Below are 21,552 nucleotides of genomic sequence, written 5' to 3' on the forward strand. Positions count from 1 at the left end.
GGAGGCCGAAATGGAACAGTACGCATTAGACCAGTTGAAAAGCATCGCAACGGTCAGCCCGACCTGCAAGCGCCTTGAAATGACTAGGCGCGAGCGCCTTGAACGATGGGCCGAAAGTCTCGAACACAGCCCCAGGCCGTTCCTCAAGACACTTCACGAAACCGAATATCAGCCCATTGTCGATCGGCTTGCTCTCAGGGATGACGGCACACCGATCTCTGTTGCATTCGCCGATCCCACTCTGCGGGCGGCAGGAATGGAAAATGACAGCTATGGAGAAGCCAAACGGTTCTTCGAACTCAGCGATGAGCAATTGCATGATCTAGTGTGCTTCTGCCATTTCGGTGAACGCGTCAGCGCGGCAGTCGTCGCTCGCCGTTTGCGGAAGATGTCAGGCTCCAAACCAGACGGGTTTTTCGCTCAGCTTCGTGCGTGGTTTGCCTGATTGAGGCTATGAGCCACCATCTGACGTGCTGGTCGGGGATGCATCGATCCCCGTCGGGTCGTTGCTCCTGCGGCATCGACTATCGCTGAAATTTGAGGGGGCAGATCTCTGAAGCGGTTGGTTCCTGCTGGTCAGCAGGAACCAGGTTTTCTGCGCTGGCCGACCACGCCCCTAAGAACTTGGGTCAGGGCGTTCACCACACCTACATCTATGTCAGCGTGCTGGGGAAAGATGCCTCGCCGAGTGACTAGTCAGGGAGACGCTTGAAGAGGCCGTATCGCTACTTGCCGCCAGCTAACCACGCGCTTGCCATTGTAGGTAATTTAACGGAGAATCCCCGGCGTGGCCCTTGAGGCCTGGGCAGCCTGCCATGATCGGAGAACGCCGTGCCTCTGAAAAGCATTTTGGCCGCAGCAGCAATCGTCTTCATGACACTCTCAGGATGCGCAACTAGCGGATCGGACAACACAACCTATGCACAGCCGCAGGGGATAGGCCCAGTTCGCGGTGAGATAGGCGGCTACTAGCCCATCGAGAGTGTTTCGACCGCTTTAGAAACACAGCCTGGCTGTTTACGACGAACCAACCTCGGCGCTCGATCCGATATCATCGTCGCTGTCCGCGGAGGAAGGCATGACGATGATGCTGGGCCGCAGCCGACGTGGCAAATACAGAGGCATAGTTTCCGTGCGCAGTAGGGCTTTAAGCCTCAGTATTGTCGAGCATCGAATTCTTCAATCGTTTCGGGGTCCTGCTTATATTCCCATTGCACACCGTTCAGCCGGCGCCAGATTTGTCCCGATGGGTTTCGGGCGGCGGCGTCGACGAGTGGCACCGGCAGGAGTGTCTCGTGCTTGTGCCAGAGGGTGACGTCAGTGACGTTGGCCTAATTGGGCTTCCGGAACAGGTTGAAAAGGAGTGCGAAGTCCATTGGCGGATTTTTCCAAGGGACTCAACTACAGGGACATTTTTGGGTACTTTCAAGTACCATAATTTGGAGACACGACGCGCGGAAAATTTCGGCGCCACTGCTCACGAGCAAGCATGCGTCATAGATCGAACAAAGGTCAGCTAGGGGGCCCGATTGCGAACGCAGCAAAGAGGCCTCTGAGGTAGCACAGACGTCTCCAATTCTAGAAGCGCCTACATATCCGCGTTGTCGTTGAACGGCAGTCCGCGAGTTCTCCATTCGTCCCTCAGTATATCTTCCAGGTCCTCGACCGTGAATTCGTCGAAGTTTGCCCAGAGCTGCACGGCCAGCGCCTTCAAATTCGACGTTGTTTCTGAGTCAGCTTCGGCCGCCGCGGCAAGCCGATAGATTTCCTGGCGGAGTGCATCGCTCTCTGTCATGTCGCTCCTCATGGCACTGCGGCAGCGCCTCCTGTTCGATAGGAGGCAACGAACAAGGTAATCCCTAAGTCTGTCGCAGGATGCCGGCCTCCTTCGCCGCAGCCTCAAACGCAGCTCGCGCTTCCGCACCGGGAACAACGCCATTCGCCGCGTCCAGGCATACCTTCCGCGCTGTCGCGTAGCTCGCGCTTCTGTTGTCGGGCCAGGATTTCTTCAAAAATGCGACCGCCTCTCGAGCGCTCCTGATGACGTGAAAACGATCATCTATCTTCAATTCGACGTTCGCATCCCAGATGCTGATCATGGCGTCCTCCGTGGGGCAGGCTTCCCACAAACGTATATTAGGAAGATCTGTTCCAAGCGGACGATCCGGCCGGAATTTTGGCAGCAGCATGAGGCTCTTTCGTTTTAACCCAACAACCGCTCGCGATACCGCCGTGCTTCGAAAGCTTCGCCTTATCTTCGGTTAAGCGCCTTCGATTCTTGACAGGATGTCGATCCGGCCATGCGAGTCACGTCCCCAAATCGCAAAACGCCCCATCCTCACGCAAAGAGCCCCGCGGTTGTTGCGACCGCGAGGCTCCTTGACGCCTTGCCCGGGAGAGGGGGTCAGGCGGCCTGTACCTTGCGGGCCGTGCGTGCCCATTCGGGCAGCCAGTCGCCGTGGGTGGCGAGCAAATCGTCGACCAGCGACCAGATCTGGTCGAGGTCGAGTTCGGCCGCCGTATGCGGGTCCATCATCGCGGCGTGATAGATGTGCTCGCGATTTTCCGTCATCAGCGCCTGCACCGTCAGTTCCTGGACGTTGATATTGGTGCGGATCAGCGCGGTCAGTTGCGGCGGCAAGTCGCCAATGAAGGTCGGCTGGATGCCGGAGGCATCGACGAGGCAAGGCACTTCGGCGGCGCAATTGGACGGCAGCGAGGTGATGCAGCCATTGTTGCGGACATTGCCGTAGATCACCGAGGGCTCGCCGGTCCAGACCGAATTGATGATCGAGGAGGCATATTCCTTTGACGGCTGAACCTCGATCTTGTCGGCCGAACGATATGCCTCGGCCTGCCCCTTCCAGCGCTCGATCTGCTCGATGCAACGCTTCGGATATTCATCGAGCGGAATGCCGAACTTCTCGATCAGGTCGTCGCGGCCCTCCTTGATGAAGAGCGTACGCCAAACACCATGATGAGCCCGAAGCGGTGCGGCCGGGCATGCGTCGCGGTTTTTAAGAGCGCATGATTATCAAGCCGCAGGCCAACAACCGATTCATAAATTAGCATCGCCGCACGAAAAGCTTGCATGCAAGCTATAAATCGGATGTCCTGAGAAAGGCTTCTCTGGTGTTGGGCGACCCAGTATGAAAAACCTCGATGCGCGAATTCGGTTCACAGGTGAGCGGCGACAGGTCACAGCCCTTTTCTATGATATCGTCGGCTCAACGGAGCTCTTATTGCGGAGCGAGCCGGAGAAGTTCTTTCGCTCCGTGTCGGCATTACATCAGAGCGCCGAGACGATCATAAAGAAACATGGAGGGTTTCTTCATCAGCGGCTTGGTGATGGGGGATGCTGTTTCTTCGGATATCCCGATCAATCCGAAGATGCGGCTGAAAGCGCGGTACAGGCTTCCTTGGAATTGTTAGGCATTGCAGCGAGCACCAAGAAGGCGCGCACAGCTTTCAGGCTGCGGATCGGGGTTGCCACAGGTCTTGTCGTATTCTCCACGCGAGGAGACGAGATTGTCGGCACAGCACCGGTCCTGGCGGCTCGCCTGCAAGCAGAGGCCGAACCGAATTCGGTGCTGGTCGCAGATTCCACCGTTCAGCTCACGCGACACAAGTTCGACTACAGCCTGGTGCGGAAGGCCAAACTCAAAGGCTTCGAAGAGCCGGTTGCGCTCTGGCGCCCGCAGGAACGTGATCGATCAACCTCTGCGCTGTCGCCGCTCAATGAATGGGACCGGCCGATAAGAGGCAGGGAAAGAGAGCTTGCCGCTCTTTCGAGCGCCTGGAATTCAGCTCTCGGCGGCAAGGGCAGCTCGATCACCGTGGTCGGAGAGGCGGGCATCGGCAAATCCAGACTGATCGGCGAATTCGCCCGCAGTCTATCGCAAACTTCGCACGAGACCCTGATCTTTCAGTGCGGCAGGCGCCTGGAGAGCCAGCCCCTGCACCCATTTATGTCGTTCCTTGAGAGGCTTGTGGCCGAACCTTCAGTTCTGAAGGAAGGCGATGGCGGGGCTTTCATGCAGGCTCTTCAAACATCCGGCCGAGACTTGGGCGCAGACATCGTTGACACCATTCTCTCATTTACGTCAGACCGGTCGCCGGCGACCTCGCGCAATATTCGCGTGTCGGATCTGTCGGGGCGGGCATTCAGGCGGAAGGTCATCGAAGCCGCTGCCGACATCCTGACCTGCAGAGCGACTGGTGTTCCGACGCTCCTCGTCTTCGAGGATGTCCACTGGGCTGACGGCATGACGTTGGAGCTGATCGATCGGCTTGGATCGCTCGCAGGCAAGTTGCCGATCCTCGTGGTTCAGACATCGAGGATCAGGCGATCCCTGGCACTGGCGACCGAGATAGAATTGTCCGGCCTGGCCTCTGCGGCGGTTCGCGATCTCGTCGCCTCGGTCTGGCGTGAGCGTCCCCCGCCGGGCCTGTCCGATTTCATCCTGGATCAATGCGACGGCATGCCGCTCTATGCGGAGGAACTGGCCAACTTCTTCCTGGGAAGGCAGCCCTTGGGCAAGGCCTCATCCGAATGGAAAGGGCTGCTTCTGGAAGGTGGCGTCAGCTCGCTGAATGATCTGCTTTCCGCCAGACTCGCGGCGACCGGTTCCGCACGACGGGCAGCGCAATTTGCGAGCGTCATCGGCCGCGAATTCAACATCTCGCTGCTGGCCTACCTACTCGAAGGGGTCAGCCGGCAGACGGTGGAGGTCGCGGTCGAGCGGCTTGTTTCCCAAGGCATCATCGAGCCTTCTTCCGACACGCCCGGCTCCTTTCAGTTCCGGCACGTACTCACTCAGGAAGCCGCCTACAGCAGCCTTCTCAAAAGCGACAGACGACGCATACACAGGCGGATCGCCGAACTCCTGATCGGAGAAGCAAAGCCCAGTCTGCCAGCTGCCATCGCGGCCTGGCAATGCGCCGAAGCAGGCTTGCACGACGCCGCGGCCAGGTTTGCCCTGGCGGCGGCCGAGGCAAGCGTTCTGCGCTCCGCCATGCACGAGGCGAACGTGTCGCTCGAGCTCTGCGCGCAGGAGGTCGACAGTCTTTCCCGGCGCCACCCCGATCGCACCGAACTGGCATTGGGCCTGCTCGAACTTCAGGGGGTCGTTGCGACTGCACTCGAGGGAGAGGGCTCGGAAAGCGCGCGGCGGGCCTATTCCCGCGCAATGCAGCTTCTGAGGAAACAGGCCTTGGCTGTTCGGTCGAAACATTTCCCGGTCTATTGGGGATGGTGGTTCACGGCGCCCAACATTCTGACGCAGCAATCGCGCGCGCGCATCCTCGTCGGCGACATGCAAGCGGTCGAAGATCAGGAGACGCGGCTTCAATCCTATCACTGCGGATGGGCGACGAGCTTCCATGCCGGCGAGCACGAATTCTGCCTCGATTGCGTCGCCAGAGGCCTTGATCTTTACGATCCCGAAAGAGCGGTCAGAAATCGCGCCTTCTTCGGCGGACATGATGCCAAGGTCTGCGGCTTGGGCGAGAGCGCCCTGTCCTACCTGCTTCTCAACGATGCCGATGCCAGTGAACATGCGATCAGACAGTGCCTGGACTGGGCGGCCTCGACCGATCATGCCGGGAGCATGGTTCACGCGCTTTATTACGCCATCGTCCTTCGCCGCTGCCAAAGCAGATATGACGATGTCCATGACCTCGGCGAACAAATGCTGGCGCTTGCCGAGCGACACGGCCTCGCCGCCAGCCAGGCGCGCGCCAACATGTATTGCGGCTGGGCGGAGCTGATGACGTCGTTTGCCGAACGGGGTGAAGAGCGATTCCAACACGGTCTGCTGCTCCAGCAGCAATTGGGCACCGACGATAATTTTTCCATGCACAGCGACATGCATGCGCAGGTGCTGCAGCGGCTCGGCAAGTCTGCTGAAGCCCTGGCGACCATTCACAAGGCGATCAATGTCGGCCGCAACAGCGGTCAACGGTTCTGGCTCGCCGAACTCTACCGCCTCAGCGCAAGACTGAGACGAGATCTGAACGACCCTCCATCCTTGATAAGGAGAGACCTGACGAGGGCGGTGCAGATTGCCGAAGGACAAAAAGCCGCCTGGCTGGCCGAAAGAGCAAAGCGCGCCTTAGACGGACTGCCAAGGTCGTAGGCCAGGAGGAGGCGATGGACCACGGGGTGCTCGACAACATCTTTGATGCCCCTACCCTCTCGCCGCCTGATATCTGGCAGACGGTGCAGCGCATCCTGGCGCGCAAGCAGGAATACGGGATCACCAGGCTGGGCTCGGTCACGGAACTCGACCGGATCGGGATCCCCGTCGTCCAGGTTGTCAGGCCGCGCGCCCTTTCGGTCGCCGTCAGCCAAGGGAAGGGTTTGACCTTGCCGCTTGCGGCGATATCGGGCCTGATGGAATCCCTGGAGGGATGGGCCTCAGAGCGGATCGCCCCGGAGCGCGTCTTCAGAGCGGCCTTCCGCGAGATGAACGAGCAGAAATTCTGGTCGCACCTCGGCGTCGGGCGAGAGGCCGAGGGGCTTTCCTGGATCGACGGGCTGGATCTCCTTTCGGGCCGGAGAATCCCTGTCCCGCTTGCCCTTGTCGACTCCGCCTACACCGTCCCCTCGCCTCATCCGCATTGGATGCCCAGAGACACAACAGGTCTGGCAGCCGGCACCAGCCTGCAAAGCGCGGCCTTGCATGCCTGCCTGGAGATACTGGAGCGGCAGGCGCGATGCACGGCGATGAAGACGCCGCATTTCTTCGACCGATTCCAGATCGACTCCCGGTCGGTCTGCTCAGGCGGCGCGGGGGAAATCATGCGACGGCTGGCCAAGGCGGGGTTTGTCGTCGGCATCTGGCAAATCCCGGCGCCGCACGCGCTGCCGATCTACTGGTGCCACGTGATGGAAGATGGCGGACGAGCCCCCTTCGCGCCCTTGCCGGCCGAAGGCTTCGGCTGCGGCTTCAGCCACGATCGCGCGCTGACGAGCGCATTTCTCGAAGCGTGTCAATCGCGGCTGGGGGTGATCTCGGCTGCGCGCGACGATATCAGCAGCGAAGTCTACGCATATGCCGATGCTTCGGAGCTCGCCGCATGGCGCACGCAACTCGTAAAGGGCGGCAGCTCCTACAGCCCCGATGAAGGTCCTGTCGCCAGCGGCCACTCCATCCTGCCGATCGCCGAGGCGTTGAAGCTGGCCGGCGCGAAGGCGGCTATTCTTGTGGTTCTTCATTCGGACGATCGCGTCCCTCTTCACGTCGTCCGGGTGGTTGCTCCTCCGCTGGAAACAAATCCGGAGGCGGATCTTGCGTGACGATTTCGTGGTCTTTCTCGGCCCCACCCTCTCCGCGACGGAAGCGCGCAAATACCTGGAGGCGATCTATCTGCCTCCCGTCGGCTGCGGCGATGTCGTGCGCGCCGTGGCGGACTACGCGCCGTCGGCGATCGTGCTGATCGACGGCGTCTTCGCGCAGCGCCCCGCCGTTCGCCATCAGGAAATTCTCTGGGCGATGGCCCGAGGGCTCCGCATATACGGTGCCGCCAGCATAGGCGCGCTCAGAGCAGCGGAGCTCGCTCCCCTGGGAATGATCGGGCATGGGCTGATCTACCGGTGGTACCGACGGCACCCGCTTGCCGACGATGCCGACGTCACGGTGCCGATGGCTCCCGTCGAGCTGGGCTCGCGCGCATTGGGCGACGCTCTCATCGACATCAGGCTGAGCCTGAAAAAAGCGGCACGCGTCGGGGTCATCGAAAGACGGCTGAGAGACCGGCTTGAGTCACTGGCACGCTCGCTCCACTTCAGCGAAAGGTCGTTCGCCAGGGTTTTCGCGGCGGCAGAAAACAATCTCAGCGCTGTGGACCAGATCGCAGTTCTAAAGGCGTGGCTGAAAGCCGGAGCCATAAACCAGAAGCGAAACGACGCTGTAAATCTCCTGAGATATCTGGCCGATCACAAGATCAATGGTCTGAACGAGCCTCTTTCTTTCGAGTTTGAACTTACGGAATCGTTCGCCGATGACATGGAGTACTGCGGAATGCTCGACGCGCTATTGTCGAAATGCCAGTAGTACTGGTATAGTAGAAGATCGCTCGGCGTTGGGCAACGAGCGGTGGGGGCAGCTTTGGATGCCATCACACATTCGCAGGGAGTAGGCGACGGGTCGGCTTTGGAGCGGCCGCTCGGAACACGTTTCCTTGTCTTTCCGCAACCCTCCTTCATTCCCGGTTACGAAAAGCCCGAAGTGGTGTGGATCGGAGCGTCTGCAGGCCCGATTCTAGCAGGGCCGTCGGACAGCCGGATGTACGTCGCAAATCCGATTGAGGCGAAAATCCCTTACGCATCGCCGAATCTGCCGCCATATCGGGGGTTTTTGAGGCCGCCAGCAGAACCCGGCCCCGACGGCCATTTTGACCACATCGGTCCCGACTCCCCTGCTTTCCTTTCGACACACAGCTTTGCCTGTGCACGTCGCGTTCTCGACATTTGTGAGAGCTACGTTGGGCATCCAATAGGTTGGTTTTTTGAACCAACAGTCGAGCGTCTTGAGATTATTCCACGGATTCCACGCTGGGAGAACGCACAGTCTGGATTTGGTTTCCTTGAACTGGGCGAAAGCGAGCCAGAAACGCCGACTTCATGTTTTGCCCTGAATTTTGACGCGATCGCTCATGAAATGGGCCACCTTATTTTGCTGAGCGAACTCGGAATTCTTGAGGGAGACGGCCGCGGCTGCGATTTCTTCGCCTACCATGAATCGATAGCCGATTTCATATCTTTGCTCGGGTTGTTGCAATTCGACACTGCAGTTGATCGGCTACTCCGTCGAACTAAGGGGAATCTTCTACTACACAATGAACTCGACAAATTCGCCGAGTTGAGTGACGAGAAGCAACTTCGATCGTTCAACAATTCACTCAAGATGGGTGATGTCGGCGACGAGGTTCACGACCAATCGAAGCCCTTTGCAGCCGCACTCTTTGATTGTCTGATTGAGGTCTACCAGTCCCTTCTCTTCGAGCGCGGTTTATCTGATCTGAATCCTAAGCGCTTCTCAGATCTGCGACAACAACTAGCACCAGCACTCATGGACGAAGCGATGCGCACGTCCAAGTCGTCCTACGAGCCGCGCCATTTTGCCATTAAGGCCGCCCTTGAAGAGTCACGAGATATCGTCGGGGAGGCTGTGATGCGCTCATGGGCCCACCTTGAACCGGACAGCGTCACCTTCGAATCGGCCGCGATCTCACTCCTCGAAGTCATCTCGCAGGGTCGGGGTCAAACTTATGTCGACCAAATTGAAGATTGCATGACGTGGCGTCGTATTCTTTAACTCTGGGAGAGATGCATGATCGACGATAACATTCCCGCACCCCCAAAATCGCAATACATACCGGACGAAATAGTTCTTTACGGGATCCGATTAAATAAGACCATGGAGCACGCTCGTTTCGATGTCGGCCTTGGGAAAAAGGCTGAAGTTCATCTGAGCCTGTTCAGCGAGAAAGGGATAACCGCATCAATCGTTCTTGCGTACGCTTATGGATTCGACGGCCATTGTTACCGCCTAGATTCTAATCGCATTTTCCTCGTAACGGGCAACGGACCTGAGGAAGCGAAGGGAGGCGGCTTTGACGGATCAAAAGACGTCAAGATGTGGCGCATTAAAGCTTCGACACAAATCTTGGAGATCACGATGAACTTTGGCGATGCGCGAAATGTGATCCTCGACGCGCAGTTGCCGGGCAAGAGGTCCCCTAACTCCTACGCTATAACGCTAAGGATGGCACACCGAGACGGGCGATTCTCACGAGACTAGTTTTAGCGAAGAAGAAAGGATGCTACCTATGGCATGTAAAGTCACTCTCTCGAACTCCGATGCACAGATGTACACAATTACAGTCACAGATAATTATAAGGGCGGTCTTTGTGAGGACAGCGAAGGCACTGTCATCCATGATTACCAATTAGCTAGCGGCAAAGAGGTTATATTTGAAGTTTGGACAAATCAGGATGTAGTAGGATCAGTAACAGTCAAAGCAAATGAAGTAAAATCGAAGGACGAACATTACGTTGTTCCAGAAGAATTTGATAGCAAAAACAAGATATACTACCCTAAAGAAATCAAGGTGGATCCAGCCAAGGTTATGAAGGAGGTAGACACATTAGCAGGGAGAGTCGACCATTTGGAGAAAACTCTGCTGCCAAAATAAACGATTGACTTGTGGAGTCCTCCACCCACGGCGGTAGCCGCTGAACTTCTGTCGAAGGCAGCATCCGCGGACGGCCACCTAAGCTGTCGGATAGGGACTGAAAGTGAAATCGGTAAAGCGTTCGCACCCAACTAAGTGACCTGCCAGAACGCTCCATTCATTCTTGCCGTCGACCTGAATCGTACGACAAAATCCTCGTCGTTGTCAGCAACCTTGAGGGATTGTGTTGAGACGAAAATAGTGACTGTCGACCTTAGCTACGAAGAACGTTTTCAGCTCCATGCTGCAGACGCTGATGGATCAATGCTTTCCAATCGGAAACTTCGGCGGGCGGGCGGATGTGCTTCCCGCGTATCCCACGCAAAAAGCCCCGCGGTTGTTGCGACCGCGGGGCTTCTTGACGCCTCACCCGGGAGAGGGGATCAGGCGGCTTGTACCTTGCGGCTCGTGCGTGCCCATTCGGGCAGCCAGTCGCCGTGGGTGGCGAGCAGGTCGTCGACCAGCGACCAGATCTGGTCGAGGTCGAGTTCGGCTGCCGTATGCGGGTCCATCATCGCGGCGTGGTAGATGTGCTCGCGATTTTCGGTCATCAGTGCCTGCACCGTCAGTTCCTGGACGTTGATATTGGTGCGGATCAGCGCGGTCAGCTGCGGCGGCAGATCTCCGATGAAGGTCGGTTGGATGCCGGAGGCATCGACGAGGCAGGGCACTTCGGCGGCGCAATTGGCAGGCAGCGAAGTGATGCAGCCATTGTTGCGGACATTGCCGTAGATCACCGAGGGTTCGCCGGTCCAGACCGAGTTGATGATCGAGGAGGCATATTCCTTCGACGGCTTGACCTCGATCTTATCGGCCGAACGATAGGCCTCGGCCTGGCCTTTCCAGCGCTCGATCTGTTCGATGCAGCGTTTCGGATATTCGTCGAGCGGAATGCCGAATTTCTCGATCAGGTCGTCGCGGCCCTCCTTGATGAAATAGGGCGTGTATTCGGCGAAATGCTCAGAGCTTTCGGTGACGAAATAGCCGAGCCGCGTCAGCATCTCATAGCGCACCTTGTTCGGGCAGCGCGGGTTCCAGCCGGGCTTCGGCGCCCTGCCCTCGCGGTAGCCACGAACGAGATCGGGATAGAGGTCGCGGTAGGACCCGTCCGGCTGGCGATGCTCGAATTTGAGATAGAAGGCCATGTGGTTGATGCCGGCCGCGCGGTAACGGATCTCCTCGTAAGGGATGTCGAGATCGTGGGCCAGTTCCATCGCCGTGCCCTGCACCGAATGGCAGAGGCCGACCTGGCGGATGGTTGGATATTTCTCTGATATCGCCCAGGTGTTGATCGCCATCGGGTTGACATATTGCAGCATGATCGCCCGCGGGCAGACGGCGAGCATATCCTCGCAGACCTTCCAGAGATGGGGCACGGTGCGAAGCCCGCGCATGATGCCGCCGACGCCGAGCGTATCGGCGATCGTCTGGCGCAGCCCGTATTTCTTCGGCACCTCGAAATCGGTGACCGTGCAGGGCTCATAGCCGCCGATCTGGAAGGCGACGACGACGAAATCGGCGCCGGCAAGCGCCTTGCGCTGGTCGGAATAGGTCTCGGCTTTCGCCTTAACGCCGAGCGTCGAGATCAGCTTGTTGACGACGATGGCGCTTTCTTCCAGCCGCTGCGGATTGAGATCCATCAGCGCGATCGTCGCGCCTGACAGCGCGGGCCGCTGCAGCACGTCGCCGACGATGTTCTTCATGAAGACGGTGGAGCCTGCTCCGATGAAAGTGATTTTGGGATTTCCTGCCATTATAGCCTCCGGCATTCGATAATCATGCTACCTCGAAAGCGGCCTTGACGAGCCGTTCGGTGTAGGCGGTCTTGGGATGGGATAAAACTTCGTCGACGGGACCCTCTTCGACGATCTTGCCATGCTGCATGACGATGACGCGATGGCAGAGCGCCCTGACGACCTTGAGGTCGTGGGAGATGAAGAGGTAACTCAAGCCGCGCTCGTCCTGCAGCTTGCGCAGCAGTTCGATGATCTGCGCCTGGACGGAAAGGTCGAGCGCCGATGTCGGCTCGTCGAGCAGGATGAATTCCGGCTCCAGCGCGATGGCGCGGGCAATGGCGATGCGCTGGCGCTGGCCGCCGGAAAATTCGTGCGGGAAACGCGACAGGATATTGCCCGGCATGCCGGCAGCAATAAGCGCTTCGCGCACCCGATCCTGCCGTTCGCCCTTGGTTGCGCCCAGCCGGTTGACGACCAGCCCCTCCTCGATGATCTGGCCGATCGTCATGCGCGGGTTGAGCGATGAGAAAGGATCCTGGAACACCACCTGCATGCGGGCGCGCAAGGGCCGCATCTCGGACCTGGACAGGCCGTGGATCGGCTGATTGTCGAAACGGATCTCGCCGCTGTCTGGCGTGTTCAGCCGCAGGATCGCCTGGCCGAACGTCGTCTTGCCGGAGCCGGATTCGCCCACCAGCCCCAGCGTTTCGTGACGGCGCAGCGTCAGGCCGAGGCTGTCGACGGCGACAAGCTCACGCATCGCCGGCTTGAGAAAGGTACCGTGACGCATCATGAAGGAGACCCGCACGCCCTTTGCATCGAGGATGACATCCGACCCTTCGGGAAGCGGATTGGCCTGGCCACGCGGCTCGGAGGCGAGCAGATGCTTGGTATAGGCGTCCTGCGGATTGGCAAACAGCGCTTCGGTGGTGTTGTGCTCGCGCACTTCGCCAAGCTGCATCACATAGACGTAATCGGAGAACTGCCGCACCACCGTCAGGTCGTGGGTGATGAGGATGACGGCCATCCCCAGTTCCTTCTGCAGGTTGCGGATCAGGTTGAGGATCTGCGCCTGCACGGTGACGTCGAGCGCCGTCGTCGGCTCGTCGGCGATCAGCACATCAGGATCGTTGGCAAGCGCCATGGCGATCATCACCCGCTGGCGCTGGCCGCCGGAAAGCTGATGCGGATATTGCATGAGCCGCGCGGCGGGATCGGGAATCTGCACATGTTCGAGCAGCTCGAGCGCCCGCTTCTGCGCATCCCTCTTGCTGATCCGGCGATGCACGCGGATTGCCTCGACGATCTGGCTGCCGATCGTATAGATCGGGTTCAGCGAGCTCATCGGCTCCTGGAAGATCATCGAGATGCGGTCGCCGCGCAGCTTGCGGCGCGCCCGCTCGGAAAATTTCAGGATATTGCTGCCGTCATAGGCAACCGTCGATTTTTCGGAAACGACGGCGCGCTTCGACAAAAGCCCCATCACCGTTCGCGCCGTTACCGATTTGCCCGAGCCGGATTCGCCGACGATCGCGATCGTCTCGCCGCGATAGAGCTGAAACGAGACGTCCTTGACAGCTTCGACCATGCCGTCTTCGACCTTGAAATTCACCGCCACGTTGCGGGCGTCGATGATCGGCGTATCCGAACGGCCATCATGATCGTGGCGGACGGGCGGGGCGAAGGAATTGACCAGTGCAAGAGCCATATCAATCACCTCAATAAGGATCGACCGCGTCGCGCAATCCGTCGCCGAGCGCATTGAATGCGAAGACGGTGACGAGCACGAAGCCGACGGGAGCGAGAATCCAGGGATAGGAGCCGATCACCGAATAGGTTGCGGTATCCTGCAGCATCAGCCCCCAGGAGATCAGCGGCGGCTTGACCGCAAAGCCGAGGAAACCGAGGAAGGATTCAAGCAGCACGACGCTCGGTATATGCAGCGTCACCGCGACGATGACGTGGCTCATCACGTTCGGGAAGATGTGCTGCATGATGATGCGCGTGTCGGTGGCGCCGACGGCCATCGCCGCCCGGACGTAATCGATGCGGGCGAGCGCGAGTGTCTTGCCGCGCACCTCGCGCGACATCTGCGCCCAGCCGAGCGCCGACATGACGGCGATGACGAAGGCCAGGAAGACGTTGGTCGGCGCCGTCACCGGGATCAGCGAGGTCAGCGCCAGATAGAGCGGCAGTTGCGGGAAGGCGAGCACCAGTTCGACGAAACGCTGCAACCAGACATCGAAGGTGCCGCCGAAGTAACCGGATACCATGCCGACGGTCGTGCCGATGATGGTGACGATGAAGACCACCGTCAGGGCAATGGTCAGCGAAATGCGCGAGCCGATGATGGCGCGCGACAGCACGTCGCGGCCGAACTTGTCGGTGCCGAGGAAATGCACCGGCTGGCCGTCGGTCGAGCCGAAGAAGTGCCGGTTGGCCGGGATCAGGCCGAAAAGCCGGTATTCGGCGCCCTTGACGAAGAAGCTGAGCAGCCGCGGATTGTCGTAGTCGATGCCGACAATCGGCTGGAAGGTGACCGGATCAAGCTCTTCGGAATCCGACAGCGCGTAGACGCGTGGCTGGAAGACGAAATTGCCGTCCTTGTCGTGGAAGCTCATCACCTGTGGCGGCGCGAAGCCGACATCGGTCGCCTTCGGATCCATCGGCGCGAAGAAATCGGCAAAGATCGCCATGAGGAGCAGGAGCACGACGAGCACGAGGCCTGCCATGCCGGTCCAGGAGCGCCTCAACCGGCGCCAGACAAGGGCGATATAGCTCTCGTGCCCACGCGATGGCTTGGCCACGATGTCGGTCGTCGGCGGTGTTGCAGAAGAGTCGAAAGCAAGCATCTCAGGCTCCTCCATATTGGCGGACACGCGGATCGAGCAAAGCGAGCAGCATGTCGGCGATGATGTTGCCGACGATCAGCGTCGCCGACAGCACCATCATGAAGGTGGCGGTGACATAGACGTCGCCGACGGCCATCGAGCCGACGATCGCCGGTCCGACGGTCGGCAGCGCGAAGATGATCGCGGTCTCGATCTCGCCGGTCAGCATGTAGGGCAGCACGACGCCCTGGTACATCACCAGCGGATGCAGCGCGTTGGGCACCGCATGGCGCATGACAACCGCTCCGCCGGAAAGCCCCTTGGCCTTCGCCGTCTCGACATACTGGGCGTTCAGCGTATCGAGCAGATTGCCGCGCATGACGCGCATATTGTAGGCGAGCCCGCCGAAGGTGGCGATCGCCACGACCGGCCAGACATGGCTGACGAGATCGACGAATTTCGCCCAGGACCAGGGCGCCCCGCCATATTGCGGCGAGAAGAAGCTGCCGATCTCGGTCACGTTGAGCTGGAAGACCAGCAGATAGACGATGATCAGCGCCATCAGGAAGCGCGGCACCGTCATGCCGAGGAAGGAAATTCCCGAAAGCAGGCTGTCGATCCAGCTGTACTGGCGGGTCGCCGCCCAGATGCCGAAGCCGATGCCGAGCACCGAAGCAAAGAGATGGCAGACAAGCGCCAGAAGCAAGGTCCTCGGCAGGCGTTCGCCGACGACATCGGCCACCGGCTTGTTGTAAAACATGCTGTAGCCGAAATCACCGCGGGTCACGATGCCGCCGATCCAGTTGACGTACTGGACGACCAGCGGCTTATCGAGGCCATGTTCGACCCGGTAAGCCTGCGCCTGCGCTTCCGCCTGGGCATAGGAGGCGCCGCCCTGGTTGATCAGCTGGGAGCGGATGTAATCGGCATAGTCGCCGGGCGGGGCCTGGATGATTGCGAAGGTCACCACGCTCAGGATGAAGAGAATGGGGATCGCGGAGGCTATGCGCACGAGCAGGAATCGTAACATCAGACGGTTCGCTTCTCCTTGCCGCCAGTCGCTCCTTGTCAGCGCGGCCGGCTCGTTGGTCATATCAGGCCGCGCGCGGCACGCGCGGCCCGGAACTCACTTCAGCTGGGAGGGAACTCTTCCCGCGCGTCGCATCAGATGCGACGCGCTTTAGCTCTTTGTTCAGGCATCATGCATCAGTTGATGGGACCCTTCTCGCCGGGCTTGCCGGGCAGCTGTTCGGGGAACAGCTCATATTTGCCCTGCTTGTCGGCGGCCACCCACATGCGTTCGCGGATCACCGAGTCTTCAGCCCAATTGAACATCATGATCGGCGTACCCTGCGGCACGTTCGAGAACCGCTTGTTGATGATGAGCGCGCCCGGATATTCCGTCAGGCCCACCGTGTTGACGTGCTCGGTCGAGATTTTCTGGTACTGCTTCATCAGGTCGACGCGTTCGTCATTGCTCTGGCTCGTCCTGAACTTGTTGATGACGTCAATAAGCTCCTGTTCGAAGGGCATCAGATCGAGCTGGTCATCCTTGCCGGCGCGATGGTGCCAGCTGGTGCGCGGACCGACAGGGGCGAGCTGCTCGGTGTTCTGCACCACCGACGACAGCTCCGTCGTGTTGCGCTGGATCAGCCAGTCGAAGCGGCCGGCATAATGGGCGTCGTCACGCTTGGCGCCGTCGAGCGCATTGATGACGATCTTCAGGCCGAGCTTCTCCATCTGGCCGACGACACCTTCGGCAAGGCTCTTGTCGGTCGTGTACTGATTGTTGATCAGCATGACGATTTCGACATCCTTGCCACCCGCCTTGCCGGCCGGGAAGTTCACGACGCCGTTGCCATCGGTATCCTTGAGGCCGGCCTTGGCGAGTTCCGCCTTGGCGCCCTCGAGATCGAAGGGATAGTAGACGGTCGAGTTGCGGTCATAGAAGCTGGTGCCGGAGGAGAGCCCGCCGGGATAGATCGCGGTGAACGGTCCCTTGACCAGCGAGTCGCCGATCGCCTTGCGGTCGAGCGCCATGGTAACCGCCTTGCGGAAGTCTTCGTTGCGATTCAGCTCACGGATCGCCTGACCGCGCTCATCCGGGTTGCCCCAGCCATTGGCGGAAAAGTTCATGCGAAGATTGTAGCCGATGAGGCGCGGGCCGAAGGCGAGACGGGCGGGTGCGGTCTTTTCCGCGGCACGCTTCAGCGAGGCGACGAAGTTTTCCGGCTGCTCGAGGTTCGATATGTCGGCGGATCCGGCCACGGCCTGAACGTCGCGGTCGGCCCAGGTCGAGAGCTTGTAGTGCAGCTCGTTCAGATAAGGCAGCTGATTGCCCTTCTCGTCGACCTTCCAGTAATAGGGGTTGCGGCGCATGACGATGATATCGTCGGAGCGATATTCCACCGGCACCCAGCCGCCCATGACCGGCATGTTCATGAATTCCGGCGGGAAGGCGTTCTTGAACTGGTCGTAGGTGTTCTTCGAATATTTCGGATGCTTCGGCTTCAGGATATGCGACGGACCCGGGCAGAAGTTCGGGTAGGACATCGTATAGAGATATTGCTTCGGGAAGGCCTCCTTGAAGGTCCATTCGACGGTGTAGTCGTCGATCTTCTTCAGCGTCGTCCCGGTGCCGAAGGCTTCCGGCGAGGCGCCGCCGCCAAGCGGCGAGACATTCGGATCGATGACTTCATCTTCCCAGTAGAACATGATGTCGTCGGCGCTGAACGGCGCGCCGTCAGACCATTTGGCGCCTTCGATCAGGTGCATGGTCAGCTTATGGCCGTCTTCAGACCAATCCCAGCTCTTGGCGAGGTTCGGCAGCGGCTCGGTGTCGGAGGCCTGCACCTGAAACAGCGGAGCGGTGCGCGTCAGGCATTCGGAAAGGCCGATATCGATGCCGCCCCAGCCCTGCGTCTGGCCGGCGCCGTAGTTCCAGCCTTCCGGCCGGCCGCCGATGACGTGGCGCATCGTATCGCCGTAGACACCGATGCCGTCAGGCATATTGCCTGTCTTGAAGACCATGGGCTCCTTCGGCAGGCGATCCTTGACCGGCGGCAGCTTGCCGGAGGCGACGAAATTCTTCGTGACCCAGTCGGGCTCGTGATATTCGGGCAGCGCCTTGAACTCCAGGATGGAGTCGCGCGCGACATAGTTGATCTTGCCTTCGGCGGGGAAGTCGGCCGGCGCCGGCGGGATGGTTGGCTCGGAGGCATAGGCATTCAGCGCCGCGGCTGAGACGCTGAGCGCCAGACCGGCCAGGATGCCTGCGTTTCGGAAATTCATCATCGTTTCTCCCTCTTGTTCCGGAGCGCGGGTTGCGCGGCTCCTTTTTCCTCGAACGACATGAAAGCGGGTCTGACGTCATGGATTTCCCTCCCGGAAACCCATGACGACCCATCCTTCAAGACAATCAGACGGCCTGTTTCAGCGCCGCCTTTTCCGCGCGCAGCTCCTCGATCGAGCGAACGTTGCGGCGTGCGGCCCCCGCCCAGTCGCGGGTCTGCACCTTCGATTTCGACAGCCGCTCCTTGGCGGCCGGTACGGCGTCGGCATATTGCGGCAGCCAGCGTGCCTGGGCAACGACCATCTCGTCGACCATCTGCCAGACCTCTTCCGGCGTCGAGACGGCGCCGACCAGCGGATCGTGCAGCACGGCCAGCTTCAAGAGGTCGATGTCGCCTGATATCGCCGCATGCACCGACATGCGCTGGACGTTGATCGAGGCGATGCAGGTGGCCGCGCAAGCTTCCGGCAGGGTGACTCCCGAGACCATGTTGATGCCGAAGCGATCGACGAAGCCCGGCGATTCGATGATCGCATCGGACGGCAGGTTGGTGATGACGCCATTGTTCTTGACGTTGAAATGGCCGCGATAGACCCGGTTCGTCTCCAGCGCCTCGAGGATATGGCTTGCATGTTCGTTCGAGCGCTTGGCGGAATCGATCGGTTTTGCGGCGGATTCCAGGAATTGCGGATATTCCGTCTCGAACCAGTTGCGCGTTTCAGTGGAATGGCGGAGGTAGCCGCCGGTCTCGCCGTGGATCCAGTCGGACATGTCGATCCAGCGGGTGATTTCGTCAGGCCGCTTGCGATACCAGGGCAGGTATTCCGAGAGATGGCCGTTGCTTTCGGTGGAATAGACGCCGAAACGCTTCAGCACGTCGATCCGCAATTTCTCCTGCTGCGAATAGACCGGATGCGCCTCGAAGGCGGCGATGAGCTCATCCTTGCCGATCCTGCGGCCGTTGAGGCGCAGGTCGATGAACCAGGTCTGGTGGTTGATGCCGGAGCAGATATAGTCGAGCTCGCTCAGCGACTTTGCGCCGAGCACCTCGGCGATCTGTTCGGCGCCGTGCTGGACGCCGTGGCACAGGCCGACGGTATCGACCTTGCCGTATTCGATCGCCGCCCAGGTGTTCATCGCCATCGGGTTGGCATAGTTCAGGAATTTCGCACCGGGCTCGGCCACCTCGCGGATATCCTTGCAGAAGTCGAGGATGACGGGGATGTTGCGCTGGCCATAGAGGATGCCGCCGGCGCAGATGGTATCGCCGACGCACTGGTCGATGCCGTATTTCAGCGGGATTCTGATATCGTCGGCATAGGCCTCGAGCCCACCGACCCGGACGCAGCTGATGATATAGCGCGCGCCTTCGAGCGCCTGGCGCCGGTTGGTCGTCGCCGTCACCTTCGTCGGCAGCCCGTTCGCCTCGACGATGCGATCGAGGATCGCCTTGATCATCTCGAGATTGTGTTCGCTGATATCGGTCAGTGCAAACTCGATGTCGCGGAACTCCGGAACGCACAATATGTCGGTGAACAGCTTCTTGGTGAAACCGACGCTGCCCGCACCGATGATAGCGATTTTGAAACTCATGATCTTCACCTCGACCCAATCGAATGCTAAGGAAAAGAAGGCCATGGAGGATCAGGCCGCATGCCGACGCATGTGGCTGAAAACACCGCAAAATCTGCCTTTTTCCTCCCGGCCGCTCTATCGGCCGTGGTCTCTTCCTCTTTTCGAGCGGGATTATGCCCGAAATCGGCAGGGCGACCAGAGAAGGATTATGCTTTCAGGGGTAATTTTGTGCTGCAGGATTTGATCGCCAACGGACAGTCGATGAGGACGGTTTCTCTGCCCCGCGGCCGCCAGCGATTGCACGCCATGCCGACCAGCGCCGGCTATGAAGTGCGCGAGAACGAGAGCTATGATTGGGACGGCCGCCGGCGCGGTCAGACCCCCTTCACCGTGCTGCAGCACACGATCAGCGGCAATGGCCAGCTGCGCTACCAGAACCGCAACTATCGCCTTCAGGGCGGCGATACACTTCTGGTGCTCGTCCCGCACAATCATCGCTACTGGCTGGAGAAGGGCGACCGCTGGGAATATTTTTGGATCTCGATGAACGGCGAGGAAACGCTGCGCATCCACCAGATGGTGCTGTCGACCGCCGGCCCGGTGCTGAAGCTGCAGCCCTCGACCATCGATCATCTCGCCGATTGCAGCCTGCGCCTCGTCAAGGGCGCAACGTCGCCGGGTGCCGCCTCGGCGATTGCCTATGAAGCGGCGATGGCGCTTTACGACGATGTCTTCGGCTCGCCGGCCTTTGCCGCCGATCTCAGTGTCATGCAGCCGGTGATCGACCATATCAACGCCAATCTCGAAAAGCCGCTGCCGGTCAGCGAGCTTGCCGGCATCGTCGGCTTCAGCCGCGCGCATTTCTCGCGCAGCTTCGCCGAGAGCGAGGGCATGCCGCCGGCCGAATTCGTGCTGCAGCAACGCCTGCAGCGCGCCGTCAAGCTTCTGACCAAGGCAGACTTCCTGCCGGTCAAGGAAGTCGCCATCATGTGCGGCTTCGAAGACCCCAACTATTTCTCCAAAGTCTTCCGCCGCGTCTATGGCACCAACCCCACCGAATTCCGCACGACGGGCATGTATGCCAGCATCGGCAAGCTGAGGTAGCTGGCGAAGGTCAAGCCCTGACGCCGTCGGCGAGGTCGAAGCCGAGATTCCGGCGAGCTATCTGGTCGAATCATTCAGTGGCCACACATCTGCCGAGCTGTGCAGGTCGTCGTCCATGAAGCTTAATTTGAAAAAGGATCTGACTCTGATCCGCGCAGCGGCTGCGTCCAAGGTGGACGCTGAAGCTGAGGCAACTCAAGGACTTTACGTGACGCTCGGCGCCGGCCAGGCGATGACGTACATCGAGAAGGAGCGCCAGGCGCAAATGGTGACCGAGGATCCGAATATAAACCCGGCCCTGGTCCCTACGGTCGCGATCGACGCCGAACGCTACGGCGACAGCTTGCTCGACGCAGCAGCCGTCTTCCTCACCATGGCCCAATACTGGCGCGTGATTGGTCCGGTTATCGAAGACCGTCGGATGTCGGCCAAGGACCGGATTGCCGCGGCGACCACACCAGCTGAAATCGAGGCGGCCTCGATCGTTGACTGGAGCATCGTACCGTGAGCAAGACCCGTGACAAGGGCATCATCGCCTATGGCACCGAGGAGGATCGTAAGAAGCTAGCCGAGCTCGCAGCGATCTATCATCTTTCCGGGAGCGAGGTCATCATCAAGATGATCAGGGAAAGGTTTGATCAGCTCCTACGCACCTAACAGGCTCGGAAAATCAGTGGATTTACAGTTCTCATCTTGTTTTCCATATCAGGAACATCCACGGGAATGGGCGCGTCTTCCGAATCCATCGACACCTTAATACGAAACCACCAAAGTT

The 21,552-nt window shown here is 59.7% G+C and carries 18 protein-coding genes and 2 pseudogenes; 10 read left to right on the plus strand and 10 right to left on the minus strand.

All coding sequences use genetic code 11. From position 1 onward, the window contains the following. The first annotated feature begins 10 nt into the window (after window positions 1-10). Window positions 11-445 (plus strand): hypothetical protein, encoded by a 435-nt coding sequence (locus FY112_RS28200; RefSeq protein ID WP_131719870.1) that lies wholly within the window; start codon window positions 11-13, stop codon window positions 443-445. A gap of 709 nt (window positions 446-1,154) precedes the next feature. On the opposite strand, the pseudogene FY112_RS28205 reads toward FY112_RS28200, so the two are convergent. The 4 genes and pseudogenes from FY112_RS28205 to FY112_RS28220 form a co-directional block, all read right to left on the minus strand. Next, window positions 1,155-1,376: pseudogene (locus FY112_RS28205) on the minus strand (hypothetical protein). A gap of 212 nt (window positions 1,377-1,588) precedes the next feature. Further along, complete coding sequence (locus tag FY112_RS28210; protein ID WP_027687847.1) at window positions 1,589-1,795, minus strand: hypothetical protein; 207 nt, start codon at window positions 1,793-1,795, stop codon at window positions 1,589-1,591. Window positions 1,796-1,859: 64 nt separating this feature from the next. Beyond that, window positions 1,860-2,099: a DUF982 domain-containing protein gene (locus tag FY112_RS28215; protein ID WP_018497060.1), complete on the minus strand. Its 240-nt coding sequence runs from the start codon at window positions 2,097-2,099 to the stop codon at window positions 1,860-1,862. 305 nt (window positions 2,100-2,404) lie between these two features. Then, window positions 2,405-2,956, minus strand: a pseudogene (locus FY112_RS28220) (alpha-glucosidase/alpha-galactosidase); the annotation flags it as partial. 193 nt (window positions 2,957-3,149) lie between these two features. Between FY112_RS28220 and FY112_RS28225 the strand changes: the two are divergent. Genes FY112_RS28225 through FY112_RS28250 form a run of 6 tightly spaced genes read left to right on the plus strand, consistent with a single transcriptional unit; the run spans window position 3,150 to window position 10,200 of the window. Next, window positions 3,150-6,137, plus strand: coding sequence for an adenylate/guanylate cyclase domain-containing protein (locus tag FY112_RS28225; RefSeq protein WP_151519809.1), 2,988 nt, complete (start codon window positions 3,150-3,152; stop codon window positions 6,135-6,137). A 14-nt stretch (window positions 6,138-6,151) separates the two neighbouring features. Further along, entirely contained in the window at window positions 6,152-7,300 is a 1,149-nt protein-coding gene (locus FY112_RS28230) for a YcaO-like family protein (protein ID WP_151519810.1), read from the plus strand. Then, window positions 7,293-8,057, plus strand: coding sequence for a TfuA-like protein (locus FY112_RS28235; RefSeq protein ID WP_151519811.1), 765 nt, complete (start codon window positions 7,293-7,295; stop codon window positions 8,055-8,057). The genes FY112_RS28230 and FY112_RS28235 overlap by 8 nt, the downstream gene beginning before the upstream one ends. Window positions 8,058-8,111: 54 nt before the next feature. Continuing rightward, on the plus strand, window positions 8,112-9,320 hold the full coding sequence (locus tag FY112_RS28240; protein ID WP_205920594.1) for a hypothetical protein: 1,209 nt from the start codon (window positions 8,112-8,114) through the stop codon (window positions 9,318-9,320). 15 nt (window positions 9,321-9,335) lie between these two features. Beyond that, window positions 9,336-9,806: a hypothetical protein gene (locus tag FY112_RS28245; protein ID WP_151519813.1), complete on the plus strand. Its 471-nt coding sequence runs from the start codon at window positions 9,336-9,338 to the stop codon at window positions 9,804-9,806. A 28-nt stretch (window positions 9,807-9,834) separates the two neighbouring features. Next, complete coding sequence (locus FY112_RS28250; protein ID WP_168289726.1) at window positions 9,835-10,200, plus strand: hypothetical protein; 366 nt, start codon at window positions 9,835-9,837, stop codon at window positions 10,198-10,200. A gap of 422 nt (window positions 10,201-10,622) precedes the next feature. Here the strand turns inward: FY112_RS28250 and FY112_RS28255 are convergent, their stop codons facing one another. From FY112_RS28255 to FY112_RS28280, 6 genes are all read right to left on the minus strand, one after another. Next, window positions 10,623-11,993: an alpha-glucosidase/alpha-galactosidase gene (locus FY112_RS28255; protein ID WP_151519815.1), complete on the minus strand. Its 1,371-nt coding sequence runs from the start codon at window positions 11,991-11,993 to the stop codon at window positions 10,623-10,625. A gap of 22 nt (window positions 11,994-12,015) precedes the next feature. After that, complete coding sequence (locus FY112_RS28260) at window positions 12,016-13,683, minus strand: ABC transporter ATP-binding protein (protein ID WP_151519816.1); 1,668 nt, start codon at window positions 13,681-13,683, stop codon at window positions 12,016-12,018. A 10-nt stretch (window positions 13,684-13,693) separates the two neighbouring features. Then, the gene (locus FY112_RS28265) at window positions 13,694-14,827 is read right to left on the minus strand and encodes an ABC transporter permease (protein WP_151519817.1); all 1,134 of its coding nucleotides are present in this window, start codon (window positions 14,825-14,827) and stop codon (window positions 13,694-13,696) included. Between the two features lies 1 nt (window position 14,828). Beyond that, window positions 14,829-15,836, minus strand: a complete 1,008-nt coding sequence (locus tag FY112_RS28270) for an ABC transporter permease (RefSeq protein WP_017957903.1) — start codon at window positions 15,834-15,836, stop codon at window positions 14,829-14,831. A 176-nt stretch (window positions 15,837-16,012) separates the two neighbouring features. Further along, complete coding sequence (locus FY112_RS28275; protein ID WP_151519818.1) at window positions 16,013-18,100, minus strand: ABC transporter substrate-binding protein; 2,088 nt, start codon at window positions 18,098-18,100, stop codon at window positions 16,013-16,015. 124 nt (window positions 18,101-18,224) lie between these two features. Then, window positions 18,225-19,691: an alpha-glucosidase/alpha-galactosidase gene (locus FY112_RS28280; RefSeq protein WP_151519819.1), complete on the minus strand. Its 1,467-nt coding sequence runs from the start codon at window positions 19,689-19,691 to the stop codon at window positions 18,225-18,227. A 60-nt stretch (window positions 19,692-19,751) separates the two neighbouring features. On the opposite strand from FY112_RS28280, the gene FY112_RS28285 reads away from it, so the two are divergent. The 3 genes from FY112_RS28285 to FY112_RS36980 all read left to right on the plus strand — a co-directional run bounded on the left by FY112_RS28285 (window position 19,752) and on the right by FY112_RS36980 (window position 21,434). Continuing rightward, window positions 19,752-20,777: an AraC family transcriptional regulator gene (locus FY112_RS28285; protein WP_181018292.1), complete on the plus strand. Its 1,026-nt coding sequence runs from the start codon at window positions 19,752-19,754 to the stop codon at window positions 20,775-20,777. A gap of 115 nt (window positions 20,778-20,892) precedes the next feature. After that, entirely contained in the window at window positions 20,893-21,285 is a 393-nt protein-coding gene (locus FY112_RS28290; protein WP_151519821.1) for a hypothetical protein, read from the plus strand. Beyond that, on the plus strand, window positions 21,282-21,434 hold the full coding sequence (locus FY112_RS36980; protein WP_168289722.1) for a hypothetical protein: 153 nt from the start codon (window positions 21,282-21,284) through the stop codon (window positions 21,432-21,434). The genes FY112_RS28290 and FY112_RS36980 overlap by 4 nt, the downstream gene beginning before the upstream one ends. The last annotated feature ends 118 nt before the right edge of the window (window positions 21,435-21,552 follow it).

The organism is Rhizobium sp. PEPV16 (genome assembly GCF_008919455.1).
Lineage (GTDB): Bacteria > Pseudomonadota > Alphaproteobacteria > Rhizobiales > Rhizobiaceae > Rhizobium > Rhizobium leguminosarum_Q.